Source organism: Bacteroidota bacterium (assembly GCA_016706865.1).
GTDB lineage: Bacteria > Bacteroidota > Bacteroidia > Chitinophagales > BACL12 > UBA7236.
Window position 1 is genome coordinate 864,864 of the sequence record JADJIS010000002.1, and the last position, 23,894, is coordinate 888,757.

Here is a 23,894-nt window from a genome sequence, read left to right on the forward strand (position 1 = left end):
ACCTAAATTCTAACCATACCAAATGGCAGAAAAAAAATACTATAAAGGCCTCGAAGAATTAAATCAGGAGCCGGAATTTGTTCAACTTAATCAATTAGAGTTCAACGAAGAGATCCCTGTTGATTTTTTTGACGGTAAAAACGATTCATTGAAATCGAATCGTCGCGATTTTCTTAAAATGATGGGGTTCAGTCTTACTGCAGCAACAGTTGCAGCCGGATGCGAAATTCCTGTTCGCAAAGTAGCTCCTTATGTTTTTAAACCGGAAGATATTACACCGGGTATTGCTACTTGGTACGCTTCCTCCTATATTAATGGTGGGGATTATTGCAGTATATTGGTAAAAACCAGAGAAGGTCGCCCTATTAAAATTGAAGGAAATACTGATTCGAAAATTACCAAAGGCGGAACTTCAGCACGCGTTCAAGCAAGTGTTTTAAGTTTATACGATACAAGTCGTCTCAGAAATCCTATGACCAAAGGCGAAAGAGGCTTCTCTAACGCAACCTGGGATGATGTGGATACTGCCATCACTGGCAAATTGATTGCAAATCCAAATGCCAATATCAGAATTTTAACATCAACAATATTAAGTCCTTCCACCAAAAAAGTATTTGCAAAATTCACGGAAAAATACCCGAATACTAAAGTGTATTCTTACGATGCATTATCATACAGCGGAATGCTGATGGCGAATTTGGCGTCTAAAGGAAAAGCGGAAATACCTGACTACGATTTTTCAAAAGCTAAGGTTATTGTAAGTATTGATGCCGACTTTTTAGGTACTTGGATATCGCCAATTGAATATACAAAAGGATATATCAAAACCAGAAAGGTTTCAAAGGAAAATACGAACATGAGCCGTCATTATCAGTTTGAAAGCCGCATGTCGTTAACAGGTTCCAATGCCGATTATCGAGTTGCTGTTCTTCCATCTGAATTAGGTACCGTTGCTTTAAATTTATATGATGCAATTACCGGAAATAATGCTTCTTCAGGATTAAAATTAAAAGATGAGGCTAAACAAAGCAGACTTAAAGAGGCTGCGGAATGGTTGAAAAAAAATCAGGGTCAGTCACTTGTAGTAAGTGGATGCAATGATGCTAATGTGCAGTTAATTGTAAATGCTATTAATGAAGCCTTAGGAAATTATGGTAAAACCTTATCCTTCGACAATTCCAATATGATGCGTCAGGGTTTGGATAACAGTGTTAAAAATCTGATCAGCGAATTAAATGCCGGTCAGGTAAATATATTAATGGTGCACGATTGTAATCCTGTTTACGATCATGCAATGGGAGCAGGTCTTGCTGAAGCAATGGCTAAAGCAGAAATGAGTATATCATTTGCAGGAAATATGAACGAAACTGCGGAGAAATGTAATTTCGTTTGTCCTGATCATCATTTCCTCGAATCATGGAATGATGCGGAACCTAAAAAAGGTTATTTATCTCTTTCTCAACCCACTATCAAAAATTTATTTGAAACACGCCAAATGCAAGATTCACTATTAGCATGGTGTGGTGCAATGACTACTTATCACGACTTTTTAATGCAAAATTGGAGCGATGGTGTTTTTGCAGGTTCAATAGATAAATCTACTTCCTTTAATAAAGCATTACAAATTGGTTTACACCAACCTGAAAATGCGAGTGGAATTGCCCTTGCTATTGATAATGCCTCTGCAGTTTTGGCAGGTGTCGCAATGGTAAATAATGGCACTGCTGCTGGAACGGATGTTTCCTCTGCTGCTGCAAATATTTCCGCAATGGTTAAAAAATCAAGCGGAATTGAAATTCAATTTTATGAATCTATTGCAATAGGTGATGGAAGATATGCAGATAACCCTTGGTTACATGAATTACCTGATCCTGTTTCCAAAATAACCTGGGATAATTACTTAAATGTTTCTCCGGGTTGGGCTAAAGAAAATAACTTGACACATGGCGACGTGGTTACACTTACCGTTAATGGAAAAAGTGTGATAGTGCCTGTTGCAATTCAGCCGGGACAAGCATTTGGATCAGTATCAATTGCTGTTGGATATGGCCGAACTTTAATTGGAAAAGGTGGTGAAGGTGTTGGGGTAAATGTATATCCTTTAATTGATGCAAGTGGCGAGTCAGTTAATTATATGGCTTCCGGTGTTAAAGTTGACGCAACTGGCGAAAATGTAAAACTTGCACAAACCCAAACACATTTCAGTTTGAACGATGGCCTTGGTCAGAGAAGAATTGTTAAAGAAACTACCTTAGAAGAATATAAGAAAAATCCTCTTGCCGGAAATGAAGACAGAGCAGAGGCATTGGCATGGCAGGAAGTAACTTTCTATCCTGATTATTTCGGAAAGAAAAACGGATTTAACTGGGGAATGTCCATCGACCTTAACTCATGTACCGGTTGCGGCGCTTGTGTTATTTCTTGTAATGCAGAAAATAATATTCCTGTTGTAGGAAAAAAAGAAGTAATTCGCTCTCACGAAATGCATTGGATGCGTATCGACAGATATTATTCCGGCGATCCTGAAAATCCTGAAGTTGTTTATCAACCTATGCTTTGTCAGCATTGCGAAAATGCACCTTGTGAAAACGTTTGTCCGGTAGGAGCAACCAACCACAGTTCCGAAGGTTACAACCAAATGGCTTATAACCGTTGTATCGGAACCCGCTATTGCGCAAATAACTGTCCATATAAAGTAAGAAGATTCAACTGGTTCGATTACGGAGCTGCCGACACTTTTGGAGCAATGAATGACCCAAGTGGTACTGAGGATCTTGGTATGATGGAAGACCTTACAAGAATGGTTCTTAACCCTGATGTTACAGTTCGTTCCAGAGGTGTTATTGAAAAATGTTCTTTCTGTGTTCAGCGTATTCAGGAAGCAAAACTTACTGCTAAAAAAGGAAACAGAGAATTAAAAGATGGCGAATTCAGAGTAGCATGTCAAAGTGCCTGCCCTGCAGAAGCAATTACTTTCGGAAATAATTACGATGAAACAAGTAAACTGATGGCAGAAGCTAAAGATGAACGCACATTCGGAATTTTGGAAGAATTCCACTGGATGCCATCTGTAATGTATAAAACGAAAGTTAGAAATAAAGACAAGGCTGATCATAAAAATGAAGAAGCATTGGATATAATGGATTTATATAATTATAATTAATTGTGAAATTATGTTCGTATCACCTTTAAGGGAACCATTAATACTCGGAAATAAAACCTACAAACAAATATCAGATGATATTTGTGCACCGGTGGAAGGAAAACCTACCACCGCCTGGATGATAGCAACCACCCTTTCGGGTTTGCTGGCATTAACCGGGTTTACGATGATAGGTCTTACCATTACTTATGGTATCGGTATGTGGGGATTGAATAAAACCGTTGGTTGGGCCTGGGATATCACCAATTTCGTTTGGTGGATCGGTATTGGTCACGCCGGAACACTTATTTCCGCGATCTTATTATTATTCCGTCAGAAATGGCGCACAGGAGTTAACCGCTCCGCTGAGGCGATGACCATCTTTGCCGTTATTTGCGCCGGTTTATTTCCGATCATTCACATGGGTCGCGTTTGGTTAGCATTTTTTATCTTCCCTTATCCGAATACACGTGGTCCTGTTTGGGCGAACTTTAACTCTCCATTATTATGGGACGTATTTGCGATCTCTACCTATTTTACAGTTTCACTCGTTTTCTGGTATACAGGTTTAATTCCCGATCTTGCAACTATTCGCGATCGCGCAACTACTGCATTCAGAAAAAAGATATATAATGTTTTTTGTTTCGGATGGAAAGGAACTGCGAAAAACTGGCAGCGATTTGAATCCATTTCATTAGTACTTGCTGGTTTATCTACACCACTGGTATTATCAGTGCATACAATTGTATCCTTCGACTTCGCGACCTCCGTAATTCCGGGTTGGCATACCACTATCTTCCCACCTTACTTCGTTGCAGGTGCGATCTTTTCAGGATTTGCAATGGTATTAACGCTGATGTTAGTTGTTAGAAAAGTATTTAATCTGGAAGAATATATTACACTTCACCATATTGAATCCATGAATAAAATTATTATTCTAACAGGTTCCATAGTGGGTGTTGCATATATTACCGAGTTATTTACTGCGTGGTATTCGCAAAATCAATATGAACAATATGCATTTTTAAACAGAAGTACAGGTCCTTACTGGTGGAGTTACTGGGGTATGATGACATGTAACGTTATCTCTCCGCAATTATTCTGGGTTAAAAAATTAAGAAGATCTGTTGTATTTACTTTCTTCATGTCGATATTCATTAACGTGGGTATGTGGTTCGAACGATTTGTAATTATCGTTACCTCTACACACCGCGATTATATTCCATCATCATGGACAATGTATTATCCAACTTATGTAGAGATATTTATTTATCTGGGAACGATAGGATTATTTATGACACTGTTCCTCATTTTTGCAAAAGTGGCACCGGTAATTGCCGTGGCCGAGGTGAAATCAATTTTAAAAGTAGCGGGTGATCAGTATGTGGGGCCAAATGCAACACAAGCACAACATCATCACGATGAACATAAAGAATTAGTTTAATAAGCATAAATAATAATTTGCAGATGGCAACTAAAAAAATAATTTACGGTTTATACGAAGATGAGACCGTGCTTATAAAAGCAGTGAAAACTGTGCGTTCGGAAGGAATGAAAATTGACGACTGTTACACACCGTTTCCTGTGCATGGATTAGATGATGCTATGGGTTTGCGCCATACAAAATTGCACAGTGCAGGATTTGTTTTTGGAGCAACCGGAACATTAACAGCACTCACATTTATTCTTTGGATAACTACTAATAATTATCCTGTGAACTACGGTGGTAAACCATTTTTATCATTGCCGGCATGGATCCCAATTACTTTCGAGTTGACCGTTTTATTTGCTTCGGTAGGTATGTTTTTAACCTATTTATATTTAAACAGGCTTGCACCCGGTGTTAAACCTGATATTGTGGATGAAAGAACAACCAGTCATTTATTTGCAATGACCTTTGAAGTGGATGATCATACAACAGATCAAAGAAAAGATGAAATTAAAAGAGTATTAGCCGCAAGCGGAGCAGTTGAAATACACGAAAAAGAATTTTGATATCATAAATTATTACGAAAATGATTGTAACAAAATATATAAAAATTATTCTCCTGCTTATCGCAATACCTTTTGTATTTGCAGCATGTAAAAAAGCAGGTGGAGATTATCCGGGTGATCAATATACATTTGATATGATCAGCTCACGCGCTTACGAAACGTATTCACTTAATCCTGAATTAAGAGATAGTATGACAGCGATGATGCCGGTGGTTGGAACCGTTCCTTATATGGGGAATGCAATTTCAGGTAAGTCGGGCGATAGTTTACATATGGCACTTAATCTTCCTTATACAATTCCAAATTCTATTGAAGGATACGAAAGAGCAGGTTTGGAATTAAAAAATCCATTTACAATGGCAGATACCAAAGTAGTTGCGGAAGGGAAACACTTTTTTGATATTTATTGTGCAGTGTGCCATGGAGCTGCTGGAGATGGAAAAGGATTTATTGTAACAGAAGGAAAATATACCGCGGCACCTCCATCTTATTTTGATCCTTTGATCATGGCTTTGCCTGAGGGAAAAATGTTTCATTCTGTAACCTATGGAAAAAATGCAATGCAGTCGTATGCATATAGTCTTTCCAAAGAAGAACGTTGGAAAGTGATCACTTATATTAAATCATTACAAGCAAATCATTCATCAACACAACCGGCAGCTGTAGCAGTTGGCGACACTATTAATAAATAAACACAGAAATTAATTCCATATAGAATTGCCGAATTAATAAAAGAAAAAATAAAAGCATGAAGGGCTCAAACAAATTTGAATATTCATCAAAACTTAGAAATACTTTTCTTGCCGTTTTGGCAACCGGAGTAATATTGACTGTGATTGGATTTTTGACAGGATCTTCGATGGATAGGTTCTGGTCGAATTTTCTGCTTGATACAATTTTCTTTTTAGGTATTTCTGTACTTGCTGTATTTTTTCTCGCAGCTCACCAATTGGCAATGTCAGGTTGGCATATTACGGTAAAAAGAATTCCGGAAGCTATAAGTCAGTTTGTTATATATGGCTCTGTATTAATGGCGATCATTGTTTTTGGTGTACTAGGTAATTATCATGATCTATACCACCACTGGGATAACGATTTCATCACTCATAAAACTGTTTCTGTTGAAGAATTAAATGAGTATAATGCACACTTGGAAGAAGAAGGACATGAAGAAGAAAACATGGTTTTTCACAGAGAATGGCAGGAATTTCAATACAACCAATATCGCTCGGAAGAAGAAATTCACGGCGAACACAAAGAAGCACATGTTGAACTAGTAGCTGATGAAAACGGGGAAGTAAAAAATCCGCATTACGACAGATTCATTGATGGCAAATCATCTTATCTAAATCCAACATTCTGGACCATTAGATCTTTATTATATTTAGGAGTTTGGGTTTGGGTTTCGTTGATGTTGCGCAAATTCTCTTTAAAGGAAGATATTGACGGTTCCACAAAATGGTTCATGAAAAGTAAATTCTGGGCTGCGATATTTTTACCGATATGGGGAGTTACAAGTTCTATGATGGCCTGGGATTGGGTGATGTCACTAGATCCACATTGGTATAGTACTTTATTTGGATGGTATAATTTCGTTTCCCTTTGGGTAGCTTGTATCAGTACTATTTTATTAATTGCAATTTTCTTAAAACGCAAAGGATATTTACCTCAATTAAATGAAAACCATTTACATGATCTTGGTAAATACGCATTTGCATTCAGCATATTCTGGACATATTTATGGTTCAGTCAGTTCATGTTATATTGGTATGGAAATATTCCGGAAGAAACCAAATGGTTCCTCGAACGCGCAAGAACTAATTATAGCGGATTGTTTTATGCAAATCTTTTTCTAAACTTTATTTTCCCATTCCTCATGTTTATGCGCAGAGACGCAAAACGCGATATGAATGTTTTAACTATTGTTGCTTCTGTATTAGTATTATCACATTGGCTCGATTTCTTTGTGATGATTATGCCTATTACAGTTGGTGAACATTGGGGTATTGCATTTATGGAAGTAGGAATGTTTTTAACCTTTGCTGGATTGTTTTTATTCGTTGTATTCAGAGAACTTGCAAAAGCATCTCTGGTTCCGGAAAAACATCCTTTATATAAAGAAAGTCTTGATCATCACATATAAATTTAAACAATGGCTACCGGTTGGTTGATATTTTTTGCAATAGTAATGATTGTTGTGGTTTTGTTCCAGGTAACAAGAACACTCGACCTTGTTGGTCAATTAAGGGGTGGTGAACGCACAACTCCTGAAATGACAAATCTCCATGCAATTTTGGGGATGATCTTTATGGTTGTCGGATTATTAGGTTTCTTTTGGTCCTTCGGTCATTATCAGGATAGAATGGTTGATCATCACTCGTCTGACAATGGACTTATCATTCATAAAATGTTTGTGATAACATTATGGGTGACTGGAATTGTATTTGTTATTACTACAGTATTATTATTTTGGTTTGCATATAAATACAGAAATCGTCCGGGACATAAAGCAGTGCATTTTGCACATAGCAATAAACTGGAATTTATCTGGACCATTGTGCCTACAATTGTTTTAACCGGATTAGTTGTTTTCGGATTACAGGCTTGGACAGAAATTATGGCAAAACCATCTGAAGATGCAATTGTAGTGGAAGTAACCGGTCAGCAGTTTTTTTGGAGCAGCAGATATCCCGGACCTGATGGTAAATTAGGACCTCGTGATTATGATCTTATCTGCCCAGAAAATCCAATTGGAATTGTTACAAGAGAATGGATAGAACACCGCAAAATTTCTATCACCGGAAGCGAAAAATTAAATGCTAAAGGAGAAATACAGAAATTAACTGACCGTGAAGCAGAATTGAATGGCATTTTAAAAGGTTATTACGATATTGTTAATAATTCAGCAAATAAATACAGAGTTGCGGTGGTAAAAGATTCAGTTGCCATTTTGGAAAAAGAATTAGGAAATATTCCCGGAAAGATCAAGATTCGCGAAAAATGTCTTGAACGTATCACCGGAAAATATACGGAAGAATACATGAAATTACATGCTCCGGAATTATCATGGGGTTATGATGATCCAATGCCATCAGAAATTCACGTGCCGGTTAATAATGTGGTAAGTTTAAAAATTACAGCATTAGACGTATTGCATAATTTTTATATCCCACACATGGACGTAAAAATGGACGCAGTTCCCGGTATGCCAACATCCTTTAAATTTACTCCACTTGTAACCACAGCAGATAAAAGAGTGGAATTATCATCAAATACCGATTGGCAAGTGGTTAAGGAAGGAGAAGATCAACCGAGATGGAGAAACTTTAATTATGAGATAGCATGCGCCGAACTTTGTGGTTCAGGCCATAGTTCAATGAAATACACATTAATTATTGATACACAGGAAGATTATGAAAATTGGGTATCCGCATTGCCAAGTAAATGGAGTCAGGTTGTAAATGATCTTAAATTGGAAAACGGGTTTTCTGAATTCGCACCAAAACCGGTGGTAATTCCAGCAGCTAAAACCGATACCGTTACAGTGGCAACCGGAGATACTATTTTGATCACAAAAAAATAATTGACCGCAAGAAAAAAGAAAGATATGTCAGTAGAAACATCATTACACTCAACTCATGTTGAAACACACGATGCCGGTCATGGTCACGACGATCATCATCACCATCAAAGTTTCATCAGGAAATATATATTCAGTGAGGACCATAAAACAATATCCAAACAATTCCTGATTACCGGGATGATCTGGGCAATTGTTGGTGGTTTACTTTCTGTATTGTTCAGAATTCAATTGGGATATCCTGAAGCTGATCTTACATGGATAAAACCATTACTTGGAAAATGGATCACTGCTGAAGGACAAATTGCACCGGAGTTTTACAATGCATTAATTACCATGCACGGAACAATTCTCGTATTCTTTGTATTAACTGCGGGATTGAGCGGAACTTTCGCAAACTTTTTAATTCCATTGATGATCGGCGCGCGGGATATGGCGTCCGGCTTTTTAAATATGTTGTCGTACTGGTTCTTCTTTATAGCCAGTGTTGTTATGGCAGTATCTTTTTTTCTTGCAACAGGTCCTGCTTCAGGTGGATGGACTGCCTATCCTCCCCTCAATGCATTACATAATGCAGCTTCCGGAAGTGTGGCGGGTGTCGATTATTGGTTGATCTCCATGGCGCTCTTTATTGTGTCATCACTACTTGCAGGTTTAAATTATATCACAACAATTATCAATCTCAGAACTAAAGGGATGAAGATGTTTCGTCTTCCTCTTCCCATTTGGGCATTATTACTAACAGCAGTAATAGGGGTGTTATCTTTCCCTGTATTATTATCTGCAGCAGTATTATTATTATTCGATAGAAATTTAGGAACAAGTTTTTACCTCGACCAAATAAATCTTGGTGGTGAGCCACTTGCTAATTCCGGTGGTAGTCCAATTTTATATGAACATTTATTCTGGTTCCTTGGTCACCCGGAGGTGTACATCATCATCTTGCCCGCCATGGGAATTGTATCGGAGGTTCTATCAGTACATTCGCGTAAACCAATTTTCGGATATTCGGCGATGATATATTCGTTGCTCGCAATTACAGTATTATCATTTATTGTTTGGGCACATCACATGTTCATGACGGGAATGAATCCATTTATCGGATCCATATTCGTGATCTTTACGTTGATCATTGCCGTACCTTCTGCTATCAAAGTATTTAACTGGTTAACAACTTTATGGAAAGGAGACATAAGGCTTAATCCCCAAATGTTATTTGCCATAGGCTTTGTTTCCATGTTTATTTCGGGAGGTTTAACAGGAATATTTTTAGGAAACTCCGCAATTGATATACGATTACATGATACCTATTTTGTTGTAGCGCATTTCCATCTTGTAATGGGTGTTGCTGCATTCTTCGGAATGTTTGCCGGTGTGTATCATTGGTTCCCGAAAATGTTTGGACGTTACATGAATCAAACTTTAGGATTTATCCATTTCTGGGGAACCATATGCGCTGCTTATTTAATATTTTATCCAATGCACTTTGAAATTGCTTTGCCGAGAAGATATTATACACACTCAGGATTTGAAACTTTTGCAGGTTTTGAAAGCTTGAATATGTTTATTTCCACTGTGGCCATCATATCATTCGCATTGCAATTATTATTTGTATTCAATTTCTTTTACAGCATTTGGTATGGTAGAAAAGTAAGAGAGAAAAATCCTTACAATGCAAATACATTGGAATGGACCACGCCAATTCGTCCGGGACATGGAAACTGGCCGGGAGAATTGCCGGAAGTACACCGTTGGCCATATGATTATAATAAACACGGAAGAGAATTTATTCCTCAAACCGAACCATTGAGCCAATATGAAATTGAACATGGCGAACACGGTGATGAAGGCGATAGTGATATTATTAAAAAAGAGGAAAGAGATCATAAAGACGATCACGTTTAATAAATGAACAGAGAGACCTCCATATCAAAAACAGGATTGTTAAAAACGATAACAGCCAAACTTAAGGATTATCAAATTCTAGTTAAGTTCAGGTTGAGTTTTATCGTGGTGTTCAGTGCCGGCATCGGATATTTATTTGCCGGTGGCGATCAGAATCATTTTTTATTATTTCTATTGGGAGGATTTTTAATTACTGCTGCATCAAATGCATTAAATCAAATTATCGAATCAGATACCGATAAGCTGATGAGCAGAACTGCCGAGCGACCTCTCGCTGCTGCTCGTATGCAAAATACTGAAGCAATTATTGCGGCCGGTATTATGGCGATTTCCGGAATTGGGATCTTATGGATATTCTTTAATACACTTAGTGCATTATTGGGAGCACTTTCGCTTATCAGTTATGCATTTATTTATACTCCTATGAAAAAGGTTTCCCCGATAGCAGTTTTTATCGGTGCTTTTCCAGGAGCAATGCCACCGCTTATCGGTTTTGCTGCAGCATTTGGTCAGATTAATGATCTTGCAATTTTATTATTTGCATTACAATTTGTTTGGCAGTTTCCACACTTCTGGGCTATAGCCTGGGTTTCTTGTGAGGATTATGCTAAAGCAGGATTTCATTTATTACCTTCCGCAGATGGCAGATCAAAAACAACCGCAACACATATAGTTATATATACATTGCTTTTATTACCTGTTAGTCTTATAATGTATTTTATGGGTTATACAGGTGTGGTTTCAGCAGTGATCGTTTTTGTTACCGGATTATTATTTCTGTACCAGGCAATACAATTATACAGAACCTGCGACACCAAAAAAGCACGAAGCTTAATGTTTGGTTCGTTTTTATATTTGCCTGTAGTTTTAATCGCTTTATTAATTGATAAATTATAATTGAACTAATGTCGAATTTGATACATAAACGTTTTATTGTCCACCCATATAAATTTAATATGTGGATCGGTATCACTTCGATGGTAATGGCCTTTGCGGCTTTTACCAGTGCTTATGTGGTGAAAAAAGGAGACGTGAATGTGTGGAACAATATTCAATTACCTCCGATATTTATTACTAGCACTGTTGTAATTGTTGTGAGCAGCATTTTTATGCATGCAGCATATTTGTCATTTAAAACAGGACGAATAAGTTTATATAGGGGATTTATTATTTTGGCGTTCATATGTGGAGCTTCATTTTTAACATTACAAATTCAGGGTTGGTCTCAATTATTTAATTCCGGAGTTGATCTGGGTTCAAATGTTTCCAATTCATTTGTATACGTAATTACAGGTGCACATTTTGTACATGTTTTGGGAGGCGTTATCGCATTATTGGTTTTTTCCGTATTGTCATTTACAAAATATAAAATAAAGAACAGATCAGAAGGTGAAACACCTGATAAAAATAATATTGTTAGTGTGGAAGTAATGATGACCTACTGGCATTTTGTTGATATTTTATGGGTGTATTTATATTTTTTCTTAATATTAAACAATTAAATAAAATACTTTGGAAGCAACTGCAAAACCAACTGCAAAAGAACTATGGGACGGAGGCGATTCGCCTTTTAGGGTGAGCTATGGGAAGATCATGATGTGGTATTTTCTCATCAGTGATACCTTTACTTTTGCCGGCTTACTTATTTCCTATGGTGCAATTCGCACAAGCCATGCTAAACATGACCCGGCGAATATTCACTCATGGCCCGACCCGAACGAAGTGTTTAACGCAGGCCCGGGCTTTCATCATGCGCCATTGATCTTCGTAACCTTTATGACTTTTACGCTCATTTTGAGTTCCGTTACTATGGTGCGTGCAGTGCAGGAAGGACACAACATGAACCGACAAGGGGTTATGAAGTGGATGATTTTCACCATTATTGGAGGTTTAGTTTTTGTATTTAGTCAGGCTTGGGAATGGACACATCTTATCCATGAAGGAATGACACCAACTACCAACCCTTTTGGTGCAACTTCTTTTGGTGCTCTGTTCTTTTTGATAACCGGTTTCCACGGATTTCACGTTAGCGTGGGTGTATTATTAAATAGCTGGGCTTTATTTGCAACCTATAAAGGAGTATTTGAAAAACGCGGACATTATGAAATGATCGAAAAATTAGGACTTTACTGGCACTTTGTAGATCTTGTTTGGGTTTATGTATTTCTTGCATTTTATTTATTTTAAAAAAAATATTGATAGAATATGTCAAATTTAACTAGAGAGGAATCACGAAAAAGAGTTTGGAAGGTATGCGGAATTCTTGCTGTTGTAACTGCAGTAGAGATCGCAGCTGCTTTGTCGCATTATAAGTTTTTTCATGAGTCTCCAAAAATGCTCTTGAACATATTGTTCATTGTATTGAGTGCTGCAAAAGCATATTATATCATGAGTGAATTTATGCACCTTAAATATGAATTAAAAGCGATGGCAGTTACCATTTTGGCTCCATTTTTATTTTTGGTTTGGGGAATTATTGCATTCCTTTGGGAAGGAAGTTATTGGTTGAGTGCAAAAGAGTTTTGGGATATACTTAGATAATCATGGCAAAAAAAAAGGGGCGCTTATGGGTAGCGGTAATGCTCTTCATGATCGTTATTCTTCCCCTTATATCAGTTTTTTTACTGCAGAAGGGATTTAAAGTAAGAGAGGAAGCGCCAGCCAGTAGCAGGTTGATCCAAACTGATCTTCAACAAATTCCGGATTATTTTACCATTTCGCATCGCGGTGATACTATCACAAAACAGAAGATGCACAATAAGGTAATTCTTCTCGATTTCGCATCCTATTCCTGTGGAACTACTAACGATGCACGTGAAAGAAAACTCTTTGAAATTCAAGAGGATTATTACGGTAAAACAAAAGCTTTCCGCATTCTTACACATACACTTCAGCCCGCTCAGGATCTTACTCCACAGCTTAAATTAATGGCTGAACGATATGCCGCCAGAGAAATATGGCATTTTTTATCTGATCCCGATTCTTCCTCTATAAAACTTTTTGATTTTTGTAACAAAAGCACAAATAATATTACCTTTTCTGAAACTGATTATGCCTGTCCGAGGTTTGTTTATCTGATAGATGGCGCAGGTAATCTGAGAGGTGTTTACGATCCACTGGATGTAAAACAAAATCAGGACCTTTATAACGACATTTTATTCTTATTGAATAAACTGGATCTTAAATGACAAAAAAAAATAATCTGATAATTGGAGGAGTGGTTGGAGTTGCTTTCATACTCTTTTTTATATTCGTTTATCTACCTTATGCCGACAAACAGAAAAATTTAAATAAGGTTGCCGAATCCATGCAGTTTTCGTCATTCCTTCGCGATTCTGTTAATCATATTCCCGATTTTATTTTTATTGATCAAAATGGCAACGAAATAACCAACAGCGATGTGAAAGGAAAGGTATTTGTTGCAGATTTTTTTTATACCACCTGTGAAGCCTATTGCCCAATAACCACAGCACAATTGGCAATTATTCAAAATTCGATAAATTCTTCCGCACCTTTCAAAATATTATCTTTTTCACTGAATCCGGAAAGCGATTCTATTCCTGTATTGAAAAAATTTGCAGATCAATATGGTGCAAAAGATAAAACATGGCATTTTTTACGTGGAGAACAGGAAGATATTTATAACATCGGAGAAAAGGGATTTTATACAATTGTGCAGGATGCACAGGGTTCATTCGAAGGGCACTCCGATAAATTTACTTTAATTGATAAAAGTGGGAATATAAGAGGATTTTATAAAGGAACAGATTCTATTGAAGTGAAAGCATTAATAATGGACATTAATTATTTGTTGCTAAAAGATAAAGAACATGAGCGATAAGTCCATAAACAGGATCATTCTTTTAATTTCGATCGCAGTACCACTTTTAGTTGCTATTTTATTTTACACCCCCGCCATCCACCTGAATATTAATATTTCCTTTTTACCCAAGTTTCACGCAATGTTAAATTCGGGTGTTGCGATTTTATTGCTCTTCGGATTGTATTTTATTAAAAATAAAAATCGTAAAGCACACAAGATCAGTATGATGAGTGCCTTTTCTTTGTCTGCACTTTTTTTGATCTCGTATGTATTATATCATTCGTCAACTGACGCGACAATTTTTGGTGACAGTAATTTCGACAAGGTTTTAAGTGAGGAGGAAAAAAGTGCTCTGGGAAGCGAAAAAACGGTTTATTATATCATATTGATTTCGCATATCATTTTAGCAGCTGCAATATTGCCATTTATACTTATCACTTTATCCAGGTCACTTACGGAAAAGTTTGACAAACACCGTAAAATAGCCCGTATTACCTGGCCATTATGGTTTTATGTTGCCGTTACCGGAGTTGTTGTTTATTTTATGATAGCTCCCTATTATCCGCATTAATTTGTAATTTTGTAGTATGAAATACAGAGGTATTATTTTAACTTTTTTATTCCTCTTTTTGGCTTTGGCAAGTTCAGAATTGTCAGCCCAATGTGCAATGTGCAAAGCCTCCGCAGAAGCCGGAAATACTGATGGTAACTTGCAAAGTGCAACCTTAAATTCCGGCATTATGTATTTATTAGTAATGCCCTACCTCGCCTTCTGTGTTATTGGTTATTTGTGGTATCGCAATTACAAAAGAAGGAAAAAAGAAGAGCCTTCGGAGGCGTAAATTTCTTCATCTTATTCAAACTTATTCTAGCATCAACATTCGCATTTGGGCTAAAGCCCGTGATTGTTTTCGTATTTGACCGTGGGTTAAAACCCACGGCTATTTAAAATAATTTATGGGCCATTGAAAAAGCCATCGCTATTAATATTGATACTTTCTCGTCATGAGATTTAATTTCCAATAATTGGATAGAAAAATCTTAATAAATGGTAGAAAAAAATCTTTAAATAACCCCCGGCTTTAGCCGGTGGGCATTCGGCACAGACCACAACGGGCTTTAGCCCAAATCGCAGAACGCCAATGACAAAACCATGTATCATTAGAATGAAAAGCTAAAATCCACTCAATTGATTTCACTTTATAAAAAAATAGTATTTAGCATGATGAACTAAATATCCCCCAACATCGGCCGTATCAATATTTCCTCCACCACACTTCTATCCGAGATTTCCCAGGCATTATAAATTAAATTTGCCACATCTTCCACGGCGATAAATCTACTTTCCGGCAGATCTGTTCCAGCCCAGGATTCCGTTAAAACTGCACCAGGTAAAACTGCGGTCACACGAATATTATATTGCATGAGCTCCGCACGTAAATTTTTAGAGAATCCTAACAAAGCGAATTTTGAAATGGCATAAGATCCTCCTGTATCGTAAGAATTAATACTCGCAACAGAACACAAATTAAAAATATGTCCTTTTTTATTTTTTTTCATTTCCGGAGCAACACTTCTGGTGAGATGATATGCACTGTATAAATTTGTTTCTATCAATTGCTCCAATGTGCCATCCTTTTCATCACAAATTGTTCCCGGGATAAATACTCCTGCATTATTTATTAAAATATCAACCTTTCCTAAATTTTGCAGACAAAATTCTGCGAAAGCCAATACCTCCGATTTTTTCGATACATCACAAGGTTGCACATACACCTTTATTTTGTCGTTCAAACCGCTTAATTCGTTTTTAAGCGCTTCCAGGTCCTGTTTATTTCTCGCGCAGGCGCAGATGTCGAATCCCTTTGATGCAAACAAAGTTGCTGCAGCCTTTCCTATGCCTTTTGTGGCGCCTGTTATTATGATATTCATTGGTTGAAAGTAAGATTAATTAAATAGTTTTACAAAATAAATAAATTAAACCGGGAATGGATAGTCTTTTTGCTGATGTGATCTTGCCTTTTGCACTGGAAAAAAACTATACCTATGCAGTTCCCGACGAATTTGCTGCCTCCTTACAACCCGGAATAAGAGTAGAAGTTCCTTTTAGAAATAAAACCTACACAGGAATTATTGCAAAACTACATTCCATTAAACCTCAGGGTTATACCGCTAAAACCATTATTTCACTTCCCGATCATTTACATATTGTAAATAAGATACAATTGCAGTTTTGGGATTGGATGGCAGGATATTATATGTGTTCCAATGGTGATGTGATGAATGCCGCTTTACCTGCACCCTATAAATTAAGCAGTGAAACAATTATTGTGTTGGATGAAAATGCAGAGATTGATGCGCAAAAATTAGACGACAGAGAATTTATTGTTGCAGAAGCATTATCTATCCAAAAAGAATTATCACTAAAAGATATTCAACAGATACTGCAGTTAAAAACAATTCAACCCGTAATTAAATCGCTGATTCAAAAAGGAGTTGCGTATGTTAAAGAGGAGATGAAGGAAACCTATTCTGCAAAAACGGAAAAATTCCTTGTATTACATCCCGATTATCAATCAGAAAAAACACTGAGCGATTTATTTAATAAATTGGAATCCTTTCCAAAACAGTTGAATGTATTAATGATGTATTATCAGTTGGCGGGACAAGGGAAAAAAATAAAAAAATCGGTTTTAATGCGCAAGGCAGATGCGACTCCGGCGGTATTAAAAACGATGATCAAAAATGAAATATTTATCGAGACTGCTGATGCTGTGAGTCGCTTGCAATTGTATGGAATTTCCGATGAAGAAGAAAATAAACTAAATGAAGAACAAATTGCAGTTACAGAAAAATTAAAATTGTTATTTGAAGAAAAACAAACAGTTTTATTGCAAGGAGTTACTGGTAGCGGAAAAACGGAAGTGTATATTGAGTTCATTAAAAAATATGTTCAGGAGGGAAAACAGGTTTTATATCTTTTGCCGGAGATCGCATTAACTGCGCAAATAATTAGTAGGTTAAAAAAACGTTTTGGAAGTTTGATCGGAGTGTATCACTCTAAATTTAATCAGAATGAAAGAGTCGAAATTTGGCAGCGTGTATTGAATAATGAATACAAAATAATTTTAGGTGCGCGTTCTGCATTGTTTTTACCATTTAATCAGCTGGGATTAATTATCGTTGATGAAGAACACGATTATTCCTATAAACAGCACGAACCAAATCCGCGGTACCATGCGCGTGATGCTGCAATTTATCTGGCGCACCTGCATAATGCTAAAACTATTTTAGGTACTGCAACTCCATCCGTGGAAACATATTATCAGGCCGTAAGTGGTAAATTCGGATTGGTAAATATGTATAAACGATTTGGAGATATGGCAATGCCCGAAATTCAGATCGTTGATATTAAGGAAGAGGAAAAAAATAAGACCATGCAATCGCATCTGAGTTCTGTTTTAATTGATCAGATGAAAGCAACATTAAATAACAGAGAACAGATCATTTTATTTCAAAACCGCCGCGGATATGCTCCCTATTTAACTTGCGAGGCCTGTGGGTGGACACCGCGATGTATTAATTGTGATGTTAATTTAGTGTATCATAAATTTTCGGATGAATTGCGTTGTCATTATTGTAACTATAAACACAATGCATATCAGGCTTGTCCGGCATGTGCAAGTACACGCATCATTATTAAAGGATTTGGCACGGAAAAAATTGAAGATGAATTACAATACATTTTTCCCGAAACTAAAATTGCACGTCTCGATTTGGATGCAATAAAAACAAAACACGGACATGAGAAAGTAATTCGTGAATTCGAAGATGGAGAAGTAGATATTTTAGTAGGAACACAAATGGTAACCAAAGGATTGGATTTCGACAACGTAAATCTTGTGGGAATTTTAAGCGCGGATCAGATAATCAATTTTTCCGATTTCCGCGCAAGTGAACGCGCATTTCAAATGATGACCCAGGTGAGTGGGAGAGCGGGCAGAAAAAATAAAAAGGGTGTAGTGATGATACAGGCAATTCAAATTAATCATCCTGTATTACAATATGTTATTCAAAATGATTACTCGGGTTTTTATAATAAAGAAATAGCTGAGCGTCGCGAATTCGGATATCCTCCCTTTGTGCGGCTCATCCGATTAACCCTAAAACACAGCAAGGTGGACATGGTAAATAAAACCGCAAATTTTCTCGCTGCGGAATTAAAGAAAAGTTTTGGCGATAAAATTTTAGGCCCTGCCATTCCCGGAATTCCGCGCATAAGAAATAAATATCTTTCTGAAATTCTTATTAAATCAATTAACAGAAGATCTGATACGGAAAGATTAAAAAAAATATTGAAACTGGAGATTGAGAAATTGCAATTACATGCTTCACATAAGCGGGTGGAGGTTTTTGTGGATGTTGATCCTATGTGATTGTTATTTCAAATCAAAAAGTTTAGATTTCAACTTTCCGTATATACTTCTTTTCACCATTTTGTAATTGGACTAAATAAATTCCGCTCACTTCCTTTTGCATTGGTATTATAACAAGATTATCTGTCGTTTCAGTTGTAGTTATTTGACGCCCTGAAATATCATAAATAATAATTGAAATATTTTCACCTGTGTTATTATGTATGAAAATTTCTTTGCCAAAACTATAAACAAAAGCATCCAGTTTATTTATTTCACTAATCCCAATTGATGTAGTATCTCCAATAGTATCACCTGCAACAATTGCAACATCACATTTGGTTTCAAATGCATAATCTTTAATTGTCAGTTTACTGCCGCCATCTTCAACACTGCATCGTATCCAGCCGTAGTGCATACAATCCAAAGAATCTTCAAATCTTATACCTACATATTTATCAATTGCTTCCGGAAACCAGTCACCCCCATCAAAAACATAGTATATCGACCAATCAGGAATAATTCGGTAAGCCATTTTAGCACCAATGTCTTTAAAGTTTAAGCTTCCATTAATCATAACTCCCGGCACTATTGCAGAGACAAGATACTGATCACTTGTGAACTGGTAGGAAGTAAATACTACGATACTTTCAGTTCCACTCAAGGCTATTTCACTTATATATTGGTAACATTCACACCAGTCTGCATATGCAGAATAATTTACAAACTTTTGAAATGCAAAATCAATTAATCCTTCCTCATTTAATTCGAGTATATATGCTTCATTAGGAGGCAATGATAAAACCGTATCTGGCTCAATATCAACATAAACTGCCTGGGCGCCTACTTCCGAACCCGAGGCAATATATGCTGTTGCCATTGATGAATAAAGAAATAGTTTACGTTTGGATTTCATTTTATTCAGTTTTTATCAATGATTTTATTTTAATGGTACCGTTTGGAAGGCCTATTTTGATAGAATAAAATCCGGAGTATTTCTGTATTGTATATTTATTTAGTGATTTATGCAATCGGTAATTTTTGGTGTTTGGTTTTGATTGATATGTGTTTATATCAAAGTTAACAACTTACATCATCACAAAGTAGATTCCTTTTGGTAAATTTGCATTCCATCTAATATGTTATCTAAAAAAGCGAAATACGGCCTCAAAGCAATGTTCTATCTGGCCAAGAAGTATGGTAAGGGGCCCATCCTGATCTCCGATCTTGCCGAAGAAGAAAATATTCCTAAAAAGTTTCTTGAACTTATTTTACTTGATATGAAGCGCCAGGGCTTACTCGTAAGTAAAATGGGCAAAGGGGGAGGATATGAACTTGGTAAACATCCGGATAAGATCATGGTCGGACAGATAGTGCGTATTTTGGATGGCCCGCTTGCACCAATCAGTTGTGTTAGTAAAACTGCTTATGCAAGGTGCATTGAGTGCACCAATGAAAAAACGTGCGAGATCAGAAAGATCATGATGCAGGTGCGCGATTCCACCGCTACAATTTTGGACAATACTTCCCTAACAGATGCTCCAAAGGCGATGTTTGCAGTTTCTAAAAAATCAAAATAAAAATTTATTTTAAGTTTAAAATGTTGAATTAGTGGGAGTTATACTGTGTTTTGAGTCATTAAAACATATTATAAAAATAAAAATGTTTTAAACTATACTACTAAATTGATAGATTATATAGAATTTTGCCCCGAATCAACTAAAACATAAACTTATGCAATTGAAATCAGTACTTACCTTATTATTATGTGTTATAACTCTGAGCGTTTTTTCCCAAACAGGAACGCAAGTGGAAACTTACAATGTGAAGGTTTCTTCCAAACTGGAGCTTCGCGGATTAACACACGCACGTTATCAGCTTTTTGATGACACCACACGAATTGATGCATTTGACCTTCGTCGTGCTCGTCTCGATTTCCGTGGCGATATTGCTCCGAAAGTTGGATATCGTTTACACCTTGAATTTGCGGGTGCACCGAAAATTCTGGATGCAACTTTTATTTACAAACCATTTGATTATTTAAATGTGAATGTGGGACAAAGCAAAACTCCTTATTGTTACGACAATTTGTATTCACCCTGGAATTTATTGACCATTAGCAGAACCCAAATTGACAATGCATTATCCGGTCGCGAAGCAGATCTTTATGGCAACCAAAACGGTCGTGATATCGGTTTGTGGTTAACAGGTAAATTCAGTGTTGGAGAAGAAGTAAAAAGACCAATAGTAGAATACCATTTAGGTATATACAATGGTGCAGGAATCAACGTTGCAGACTATAATAGCGAAAAAGATTTTGGCGGTTCATTGCGCGTATCTCCTGTAAAAGACCTTTGGTTAAGTGGAAGATTTTATACAGGTCATGGCCAAACAACTGCTGAACCCGGGGTAAATACTGATCGCACGCGATATGGTGGTGATATCACATACAAATACAAAAATTTCCTTATTGAAGGTGAATTCCTCGCAGGTTCTGATGAAAGCGATAGTCTTGCATTATTAGAAAGAAACGGATATTATGTAACACTTGGTTACACTCCTATCAAAGATAAATTACAAGTAATTGCGCGTTTGGATAATTATGATCCGAATACCGATTCTGATGATAATATAACCAATAAATATATTTTAGCCGCAAGCTGGTTCTTTAATAAAAATACAAGAATTCAATTGGAATACAATATAGTTCAAGAAGAAGCAACTGAACAAAAAGATAATAATTTATTTGCCATACAATTCCAGGCAGCGTTTTAGTAAATTCAATAAATGCATTCCGGTTGATCCTGTATGCATTTATTTTTACCTTATTATACTATAAAATATATAGATTTAATAGATTATAAACTAACAATTTAAAGTACCAAAAATGAAAAAATATTTTTCCATGTTATTGCTGTTTTGTTTGATATTGGTTGCAGGAAGTTTTACTTCTGCTCCGGTAAATTTCAAACAACAACCGGCAGCTGAACTCGAAGGTAAAGTAACCTTGAGCGGAGCATTTGCACTTTATCCTTTAGCAGTAAAATGGGGTGAAGAATTTAAAAAATTGCACCCAAAAGTTTCTTTTGATATTCAGGGTGGAGGTGCAGGAAAAGGTATGACAGATGCACTTTCAGGCTCTGTTGACCTTGGAATGGTAAGTCGTGAGATAACAAAAGAAGAAGCAGCAAAAGGTGCACTTGGTTATGCAATGGCAAAGGATGCAGTTATCGCAACCTTTAATGCAAATAATCCTTATTATGCAAAAATTTATGAAAAGGGTGTTACAAAAGATCAGTTCTATAATATCTGGGTGAACAGAGGAGTTGCTACCTGGGGCGACCTGCTTAAAAATGGAGCTAAAGATAAAATGAATGTATATACGAGAAGTGATGCTTGTGGTGCTGCTGATGCATGGGCGAAATATCTCGGGAATAAAAAACAGGAAGACCTGGAAGGAATCGGAGTATTCGGTGACCCGGGAGTGGCTAACGCAGTTGCAAACGATAAATTCGGAATTGGATATAATAATGTTGGATATGCATATGATGCTAAAACAAAAAAACCAAATCCGGGTATCGGAATTATACCAATTGATATTAATGGCAATGGTAAATTGGATCCTGAAGAAAATTTTTATAGCACATCCGATAAATTAAATATGGCAATACTTGCTGATATCTATCCGTCTCCTCCTGCACGTCAATTATATTTCGTGAGTAACGGAAAAATTACTGACCCTGTGGTGGTAGCCTTTGTAAAATGGGCGCTTACTGATGGTCAGAAGTACGTTGCTGAAGCAGGATATGTGGAATTGCCGACAGATGTGCTAAATCAGCAGGTGGCCAAATTGACAAAGTAAAGTAATCGTTATATTCTACTAATCAAAGCGATCCCCTGTGCTTATATATCCCTCGAAAGGGGGATATATTTTTTACTGTACTACTAAATCAATAGGATATATAGAAAATATAGATTATGTTTGCAAAAAAATTGATATGAAGATCCAAAATTTAATCATTGCAGCAGGTTTGACTGTAATAATAGCTTCCGGTTGTTCCGGAGGTAAAGAACAAGATTCTAATGCCAACGAATTGGAAGGAAAAATTACGATATCGGGTGCTTTTGCACTGTATCCAATGGCTGTGCAATGGGGTGAAGAATTTAAAGCACTGCACCCAAAAGTACAATTTGACATTCAAGGCGGTGGTGCCGGAAAAGGCATGACAGATGTTTTGTCGGGCTCCACCGATCTTGGAATGGTTTCCAGAGATGTGAATGAAGAGGAAAAATCTAAAGGCGCATTTGATCTTGGGGTATGTAAAGATGCTGTGTTGCCTACAATTAATGCAAAAAATCCTTACCGAGATATTATTTATCAAAAAGGTATTTCTAATCAGCAATTCATCGACATTTTTATTACCGGAAAAATTAAAACATGGGGCGATCTTTTAGGAAATGGTTCCTCAGAAAAAATTGAGGTTTATACACGCAGTGATGCAGCAGGCGCTGCTGAATCATGGGCGAAATACCTTGATGGAAAAAAACAGGAAGACCTGTTAGGTGTTGGTGTAATGGGTGATCCCGGACTTGCACAAGCAATAGTGAAAAGTAAATTTTCCATTGGATTTAATAATGTGAGTTTTGCTTATGATAATGTTACAAAAATTAATAATCCCGGAATTGCAGTTGCACCAATAGATATTAATGGAAACGGAATTTTGGAAGCAGAAGAAAATTTTTATGATAATATGGATAAAGTAAATGCTGCTATCCTCTCAGGCACATATCCATCACCTCCTGCACGTCCTTTATTATTCGTATCCAAGGGCGCACCAACCGATCCACTTGTTATTGAATTCTTAAAATATGTTTTAACGGAAGGACAAAAAGGTGTGGGCGAAGCGGGTTTCGTACAATTACCGGATGATGTGATACAAGCACAAATTCAGAAATTACCCTCCGCTGCAGTTAAAGCAAAAAGCGACCACTAATAAATTTATTTCACCCATCTGAAATTAATTTACATGTTTA

At 36.7% G+C, this 23,894-nt stretch carries 22 protein-coding genes; 20 read left to right on the forward strand and 2 right to left on the reverse strand.

What is annotated here, in order from left to right; translation table 11 throughout:
• Positions 1 to 22: 22 nt before the first annotated feature.
• The 15 genes from IPI31_06725 to IPI31_06795 all read left to right on the forward strand — a co-directional run bounded on the left by IPI31_06725 (position 23) and on the right by IPI31_06795 (position 15,287).
• Positions 23 to 3,163 carry a TAT-variant-translocated molybdopterin oxidoreductase gene (locus IPI31_06725; protein ID MBK7567509.1) on the forward strand — a complete coding sequence of 1,047 codons (3,141 nt, stop codon included), beginning with the start codon at positions 23 to 25 and terminating at the stop codon, positions 3,161 to 3,163.
• A gap of 10 nt (positions 3,164 to 3,173) precedes the next feature.
• Positions 3,174 to 4,586, forward strand: a complete 1,413-nt coding sequence (nrfD, locus tag IPI31_06730; GenBank protein ID MBK7567510.1) for a polysulfide reductase NrfD — start codon at positions 3,174 to 3,176, stop codon at positions 4,584 to 4,586.
• A gap of 23 nt (positions 4,587 to 4,609) precedes the next feature.
• Entirely contained in the window at positions 4,610 to 5,137 is a 528-nt protein-coding gene (locus IPI31_06735) for a DUF3341 domain-containing protein (protein MBK7567511.1), read from the forward strand.
• A 20-nt stretch (positions 5,138 to 5,157) separates the two neighbouring features.
• Positions 5,158 to 5,829 (forward strand): c-type cytochrome, encoded by a 672-nt coding sequence (locus IPI31_06740; GenBank protein MBK7567512.1) that lies wholly within the window; start codon positions 5,158 to 5,160, stop codon positions 5,827 to 5,829.
• 56 nt (positions 5,830 to 5,885) lie between these two features.
• Positions 5,886 to 7,280 (forward strand): hypothetical protein, encoded by a 1,395-nt coding sequence (locus tag IPI31_06745; protein ID MBK7567513.1) that lies wholly within the window; start codon positions 5,886 to 5,888, stop codon positions 7,278 to 7,280.
• Between the two features lie 9 nt (positions 7,281 to 7,289).
• A complete protein-coding gene (locus IPI31_06750) occupies positions 7,290 to 8,720 on the forward strand; it encodes a hypothetical protein (protein ID MBK7567514.1) in 1,431 nt (476 codons plus the stop codon).
• 24 nt (positions 8,721 to 8,744) lie between these two features.
• The gene (locus IPI31_06755; protein ID MBK7567515.1) at positions 8,745 to 10,622 is read left to right on the forward strand and encodes a cbb3-type cytochrome c oxidase subunit I; all 1,878 of its coding nucleotides are present in this window, start codon (positions 8,745 to 8,747) and stop codon (positions 10,620 to 10,622) included.
• Positions 10,623 to 10,625: 3 nt separating this feature from the next.
• Positions 10,626 to 11,519: a protoheme IX farnesyltransferase gene (cyoE, locus tag IPI31_06760; GenBank protein ID MBK7567516.1), complete on the forward strand. Its 894-nt coding sequence runs from the start codon at positions 10,626 to 10,628 to the stop codon at positions 11,517 to 11,519.
• A gap of 8 nt (positions 11,520 to 11,527) precedes the next feature.
• Positions 11,528 to 12,124 carry a cytochrome c oxidase subunit 3 gene (locus IPI31_06765; GenBank protein MBK7567517.1) on the forward strand — a complete coding sequence of 199 codons (597 nt, stop codon included), beginning with the start codon at positions 11,528 to 11,530 and terminating at the stop codon, positions 12,122 to 12,124.
• A gap of 91 nt (positions 12,125 to 12,215) precedes the next feature.
• Entirely contained in the window at positions 12,216 to 12,809 is a 594-nt protein-coding gene (locus tag IPI31_06770; GenBank protein MBK7567518.1) for a cytochrome c oxidase subunit 3, read from the forward strand.
• 18 nt (positions 12,810 to 12,827) lie between these two features.
• Positions 12,828 to 13,163: a cytochrome C oxidase subunit IV family protein gene (locus tag IPI31_06775; GenBank protein ID MBK7567519.1), complete on the forward strand. Its 336-nt coding sequence runs from the start codon at positions 12,828 to 12,830 to the stop codon at positions 13,161 to 13,163.
• A gap of 2 nt (positions 13,164 to 13,165) precedes the next feature.
• Positions 13,166 to 13,810, forward strand: a complete 645-nt coding sequence (locus IPI31_06780) for an SCO family protein (protein MBK7567520.1) — start codon at positions 13,166 to 13,168, stop codon at positions 13,808 to 13,810.
• Entirely contained in the window at positions 13,807 to 14,463 is a 657-nt protein-coding gene (locus tag IPI31_06785; GenBank protein ID MBK7567521.1) for an SCO family protein, read from the forward strand. The genes IPI31_06780 and IPI31_06785 overlap by 4 nt, the downstream gene beginning before the upstream one ends.
• Positions 14,453 to 15,016, forward strand: a complete 564-nt coding sequence (locus IPI31_06790) for a DUF420 domain-containing protein (GenBank protein MBK7567522.1) — start codon at positions 14,453 to 14,455, stop codon at positions 15,014 to 15,016. Before IPI31_06785 ends, IPI31_06790 begins: the two co-directional genes overlap by 11 nt.
• 16 nt (positions 15,017 to 15,032) lie before the next feature.
• Positions 15,033 to 15,287: a hypothetical protein gene (locus tag IPI31_06795; GenBank protein ID MBK7567523.1), complete on the forward strand. Its 255-nt coding sequence runs from the start codon at positions 15,033 to 15,035 to the stop codon at positions 15,285 to 15,287.
• Between the two features lie 388 nt (positions 15,288 to 15,675).
• On the opposite strand, the gene IPI31_06800 is transcribed toward IPI31_06795, so the two are convergent.
• Positions 15,676 to 16,377 carry an SDR family oxidoreductase gene (locus IPI31_06800; GenBank protein ID MBK7567524.1) on the reverse strand — a complete coding sequence of 234 codons (702 nt, stop codon included), beginning with the start codon at positions 16,375 to 16,377 and terminating at the stop codon, positions 15,676 to 15,678.
• A gap of 56 nt (positions 16,378 to 16,433) precedes the next feature.
• Here IPI31_06800 and priA point away from each other — a divergent pair, with 56 nt between their 5' ends.
• A complete protein-coding gene (priA, locus tag IPI31_06805; GenBank protein ID MBK7567525.1) occupies positions 16,434 to 18,881 on the forward strand; it encodes a primosomal protein N' in 2,448 nt (815 codons plus the stop codon).
• 22 nt (positions 18,882 to 18,903) lie between these two features.
• On the opposite strand, the gene IPI31_06810 is transcribed toward priA, so the two are convergent.
• Positions 18,904 to 19,776, reverse strand: coding sequence for a T9SS type A sorting domain-containing protein (locus IPI31_06810; protein MBK7567526.1), 873 nt, complete (start codon positions 19,774 to 19,776; stop codon positions 18,904 to 18,906).
• 223 nt (positions 19,777 to 19,999) lie between these two features.
• Here IPI31_06810 and IPI31_06815 point away from each other — a divergent pair, with 223 nt between their 5' ends.
• From IPI31_06815 to IPI31_06830, 4 genes are all read left to right on the forward strand, one after another.
• Entirely contained in the window at positions 20,000 to 20,440 is a 441-nt protein-coding gene (locus tag IPI31_06815; protein MBK7567527.1) for an Rrf2 family transcriptional regulator, read from the forward strand.
• 154 nt (positions 20,441 to 20,594) lie between these two features.
• Complete coding sequence (locus IPI31_06820; protein MBK7567528.1) at positions 20,595 to 21,635, forward strand: porin; 1,041 nt, start codon at positions 20,595 to 20,597, stop codon at positions 21,633 to 21,635.
• A 112-nt stretch (positions 21,636 to 21,747) separates the two neighbouring features.
• Entirely contained in the window at positions 21,748 to 22,722 is a 975-nt protein-coding gene (locus IPI31_06825; GenBank protein ID MBK7567529.1) for a substrate-binding domain-containing protein, read from the forward strand.
• Between the two features lie 136 nt (positions 22,723 to 22,858).
• Positions 22,859 to 23,854 carry a substrate-binding domain-containing protein gene (locus IPI31_06830; protein ID MBK7567530.1) on the forward strand — a complete coding sequence of 332 codons (996 nt, stop codon included), beginning with the start codon at positions 22,859 to 22,861 and terminating at the stop codon, positions 23,852 to 23,854.
• Positions 23,855 to 23,894: the final 40 nt, after the last annotated feature.

Bases quoted from the DNA above. Each gene is read 5' to 3' on its own strand.
- IPI31_06725 (MBK7567509.1), top strand. From the start codon at position 23: ATGGCAGAAAAAAAATACTATAAAGGCCTCGAAGAATTAAATCAGGAG.
- nrfD (MBK7567510.1), top strand. From the start codon at position 3,174: ATGTTCGTATCACCTTTAAGGGAACCATTAATACTCGGAAATAAAACC.
- IPI31_06735 (MBK7567511.1), top strand. From the start codon at position 4,610: ATGGCAACTAAAAAAATAATTTACGGTTTATACGAAGATGAGACCGTG.
- IPI31_06740 (MBK7567512.1), top strand. From the start codon at position 5,158: ATGATTGTAACAAAATATATAAAAATTATTCTCCTGCTTATCGCAATA.
- IPI31_06745 (MBK7567513.1), top strand. From the start codon at position 5,886: ATGAAGGGCTCAAACAAATTTGAATATTCATCAAAACTTAGAAATACT.
- IPI31_06750 (MBK7567514.1), top strand. From the start codon at position 7,290: ATGGCTACCGGTTGGTTGATATTTTTTGCAATAGTAATGATTGTTGTG.
- IPI31_06755 (MBK7567515.1), top strand. From the start codon at position 8,745: ATGTCAGTAGAAACATCATTACACTCAACTCATGTTGAAACACACGAT.
- cyoE (MBK7567516.1), top strand. From the start codon at position 10,626: ATGAACAGAGAGACCTCCATATCAAAAACAGGATTGTTAAAAACGATA.
- IPI31_06765 (MBK7567517.1), top strand. From the start codon at position 11,528: ATGTCGAATTTGATACATAAACGTTTTATTGTCCACCCATATAAATTT.
- IPI31_06770 (MBK7567518.1), top strand. From the start codon at position 12,216: ATGATGTGGTATTTTCTCATCAGTGATACCTTTACTTTTGCCGGCTTA.
- IPI31_06775 (MBK7567519.1), top strand. From the start codon at position 12,828: ATGTCAAATTTAACTAGAGAGGAATCACGAAAAAGAGTTTGGAAGGTA.
- IPI31_06780 (MBK7567520.1), top strand. From the start codon at position 13,166: ATGGCAAAAAAAAAGGGGCGCTTATGGGTAGCGGTAATGCTCTTCATG.
- IPI31_06785 (MBK7567521.1), top strand. From the start codon at position 13,807: ATGACAAAAAAAAATAATCTGATAATTGGAGGAGTGGTTGGAGTTGCT.
- IPI31_06790 (MBK7567522.1), top strand. From the start codon at position 14,453: ATGAGCGATAAGTCCATAAACAGGATCATTCTTTTAATTTCGATCGCA.
- IPI31_06795 (MBK7567523.1), top strand. From the start codon at position 15,033: ATGAAATACAGAGGTATTATTTTAACTTTTTTATTCCTCTTTTTGGCT.
- IPI31_06800 (MBK7567524.1), bottom strand. From the start codon at position 16,377: ATGAATATCATAATAACAGGCGCCACAAAAGGCATAGGAAAGGCTGCA.
- priA (MBK7567525.1), top strand. From the start codon at position 16,434: ATGGATAGTCTTTTTGCTGATGTGATCTTGCCTTTTGCACTGGAAAAA.
- IPI31_06810 (MBK7567526.1), bottom strand. From the start codon at position 19,776: ATGAAATCCAAACGTAAACTATTTCTTTATTCATCAATGGCAACAGCA.
- IPI31_06815 (MBK7567527.1), top strand. From the start codon at position 20,000: ATGTTATCTAAAAAAGCGAAATACGGCCTCAAAGCAATGTTCTATCTG.
- IPI31_06820 (MBK7567528.1), top strand. From the start codon at position 20,595: ATGCAATTGAAATCAGTACTTACCTTATTATTATGTGTTATAACTCTG.
- IPI31_06825 (MBK7567529.1), top strand. From the start codon at position 21,748: ATGAAAAAATATTTTTCCATGTTATTGCTGTTTTGTTTGATATTGGTT.
- IPI31_06830 (MBK7567530.1), top strand. From the start codon at position 22,859: ATGAAGATCCAAAATTTAATCATTGCAGCAGGTTTGACTGTAATAATA.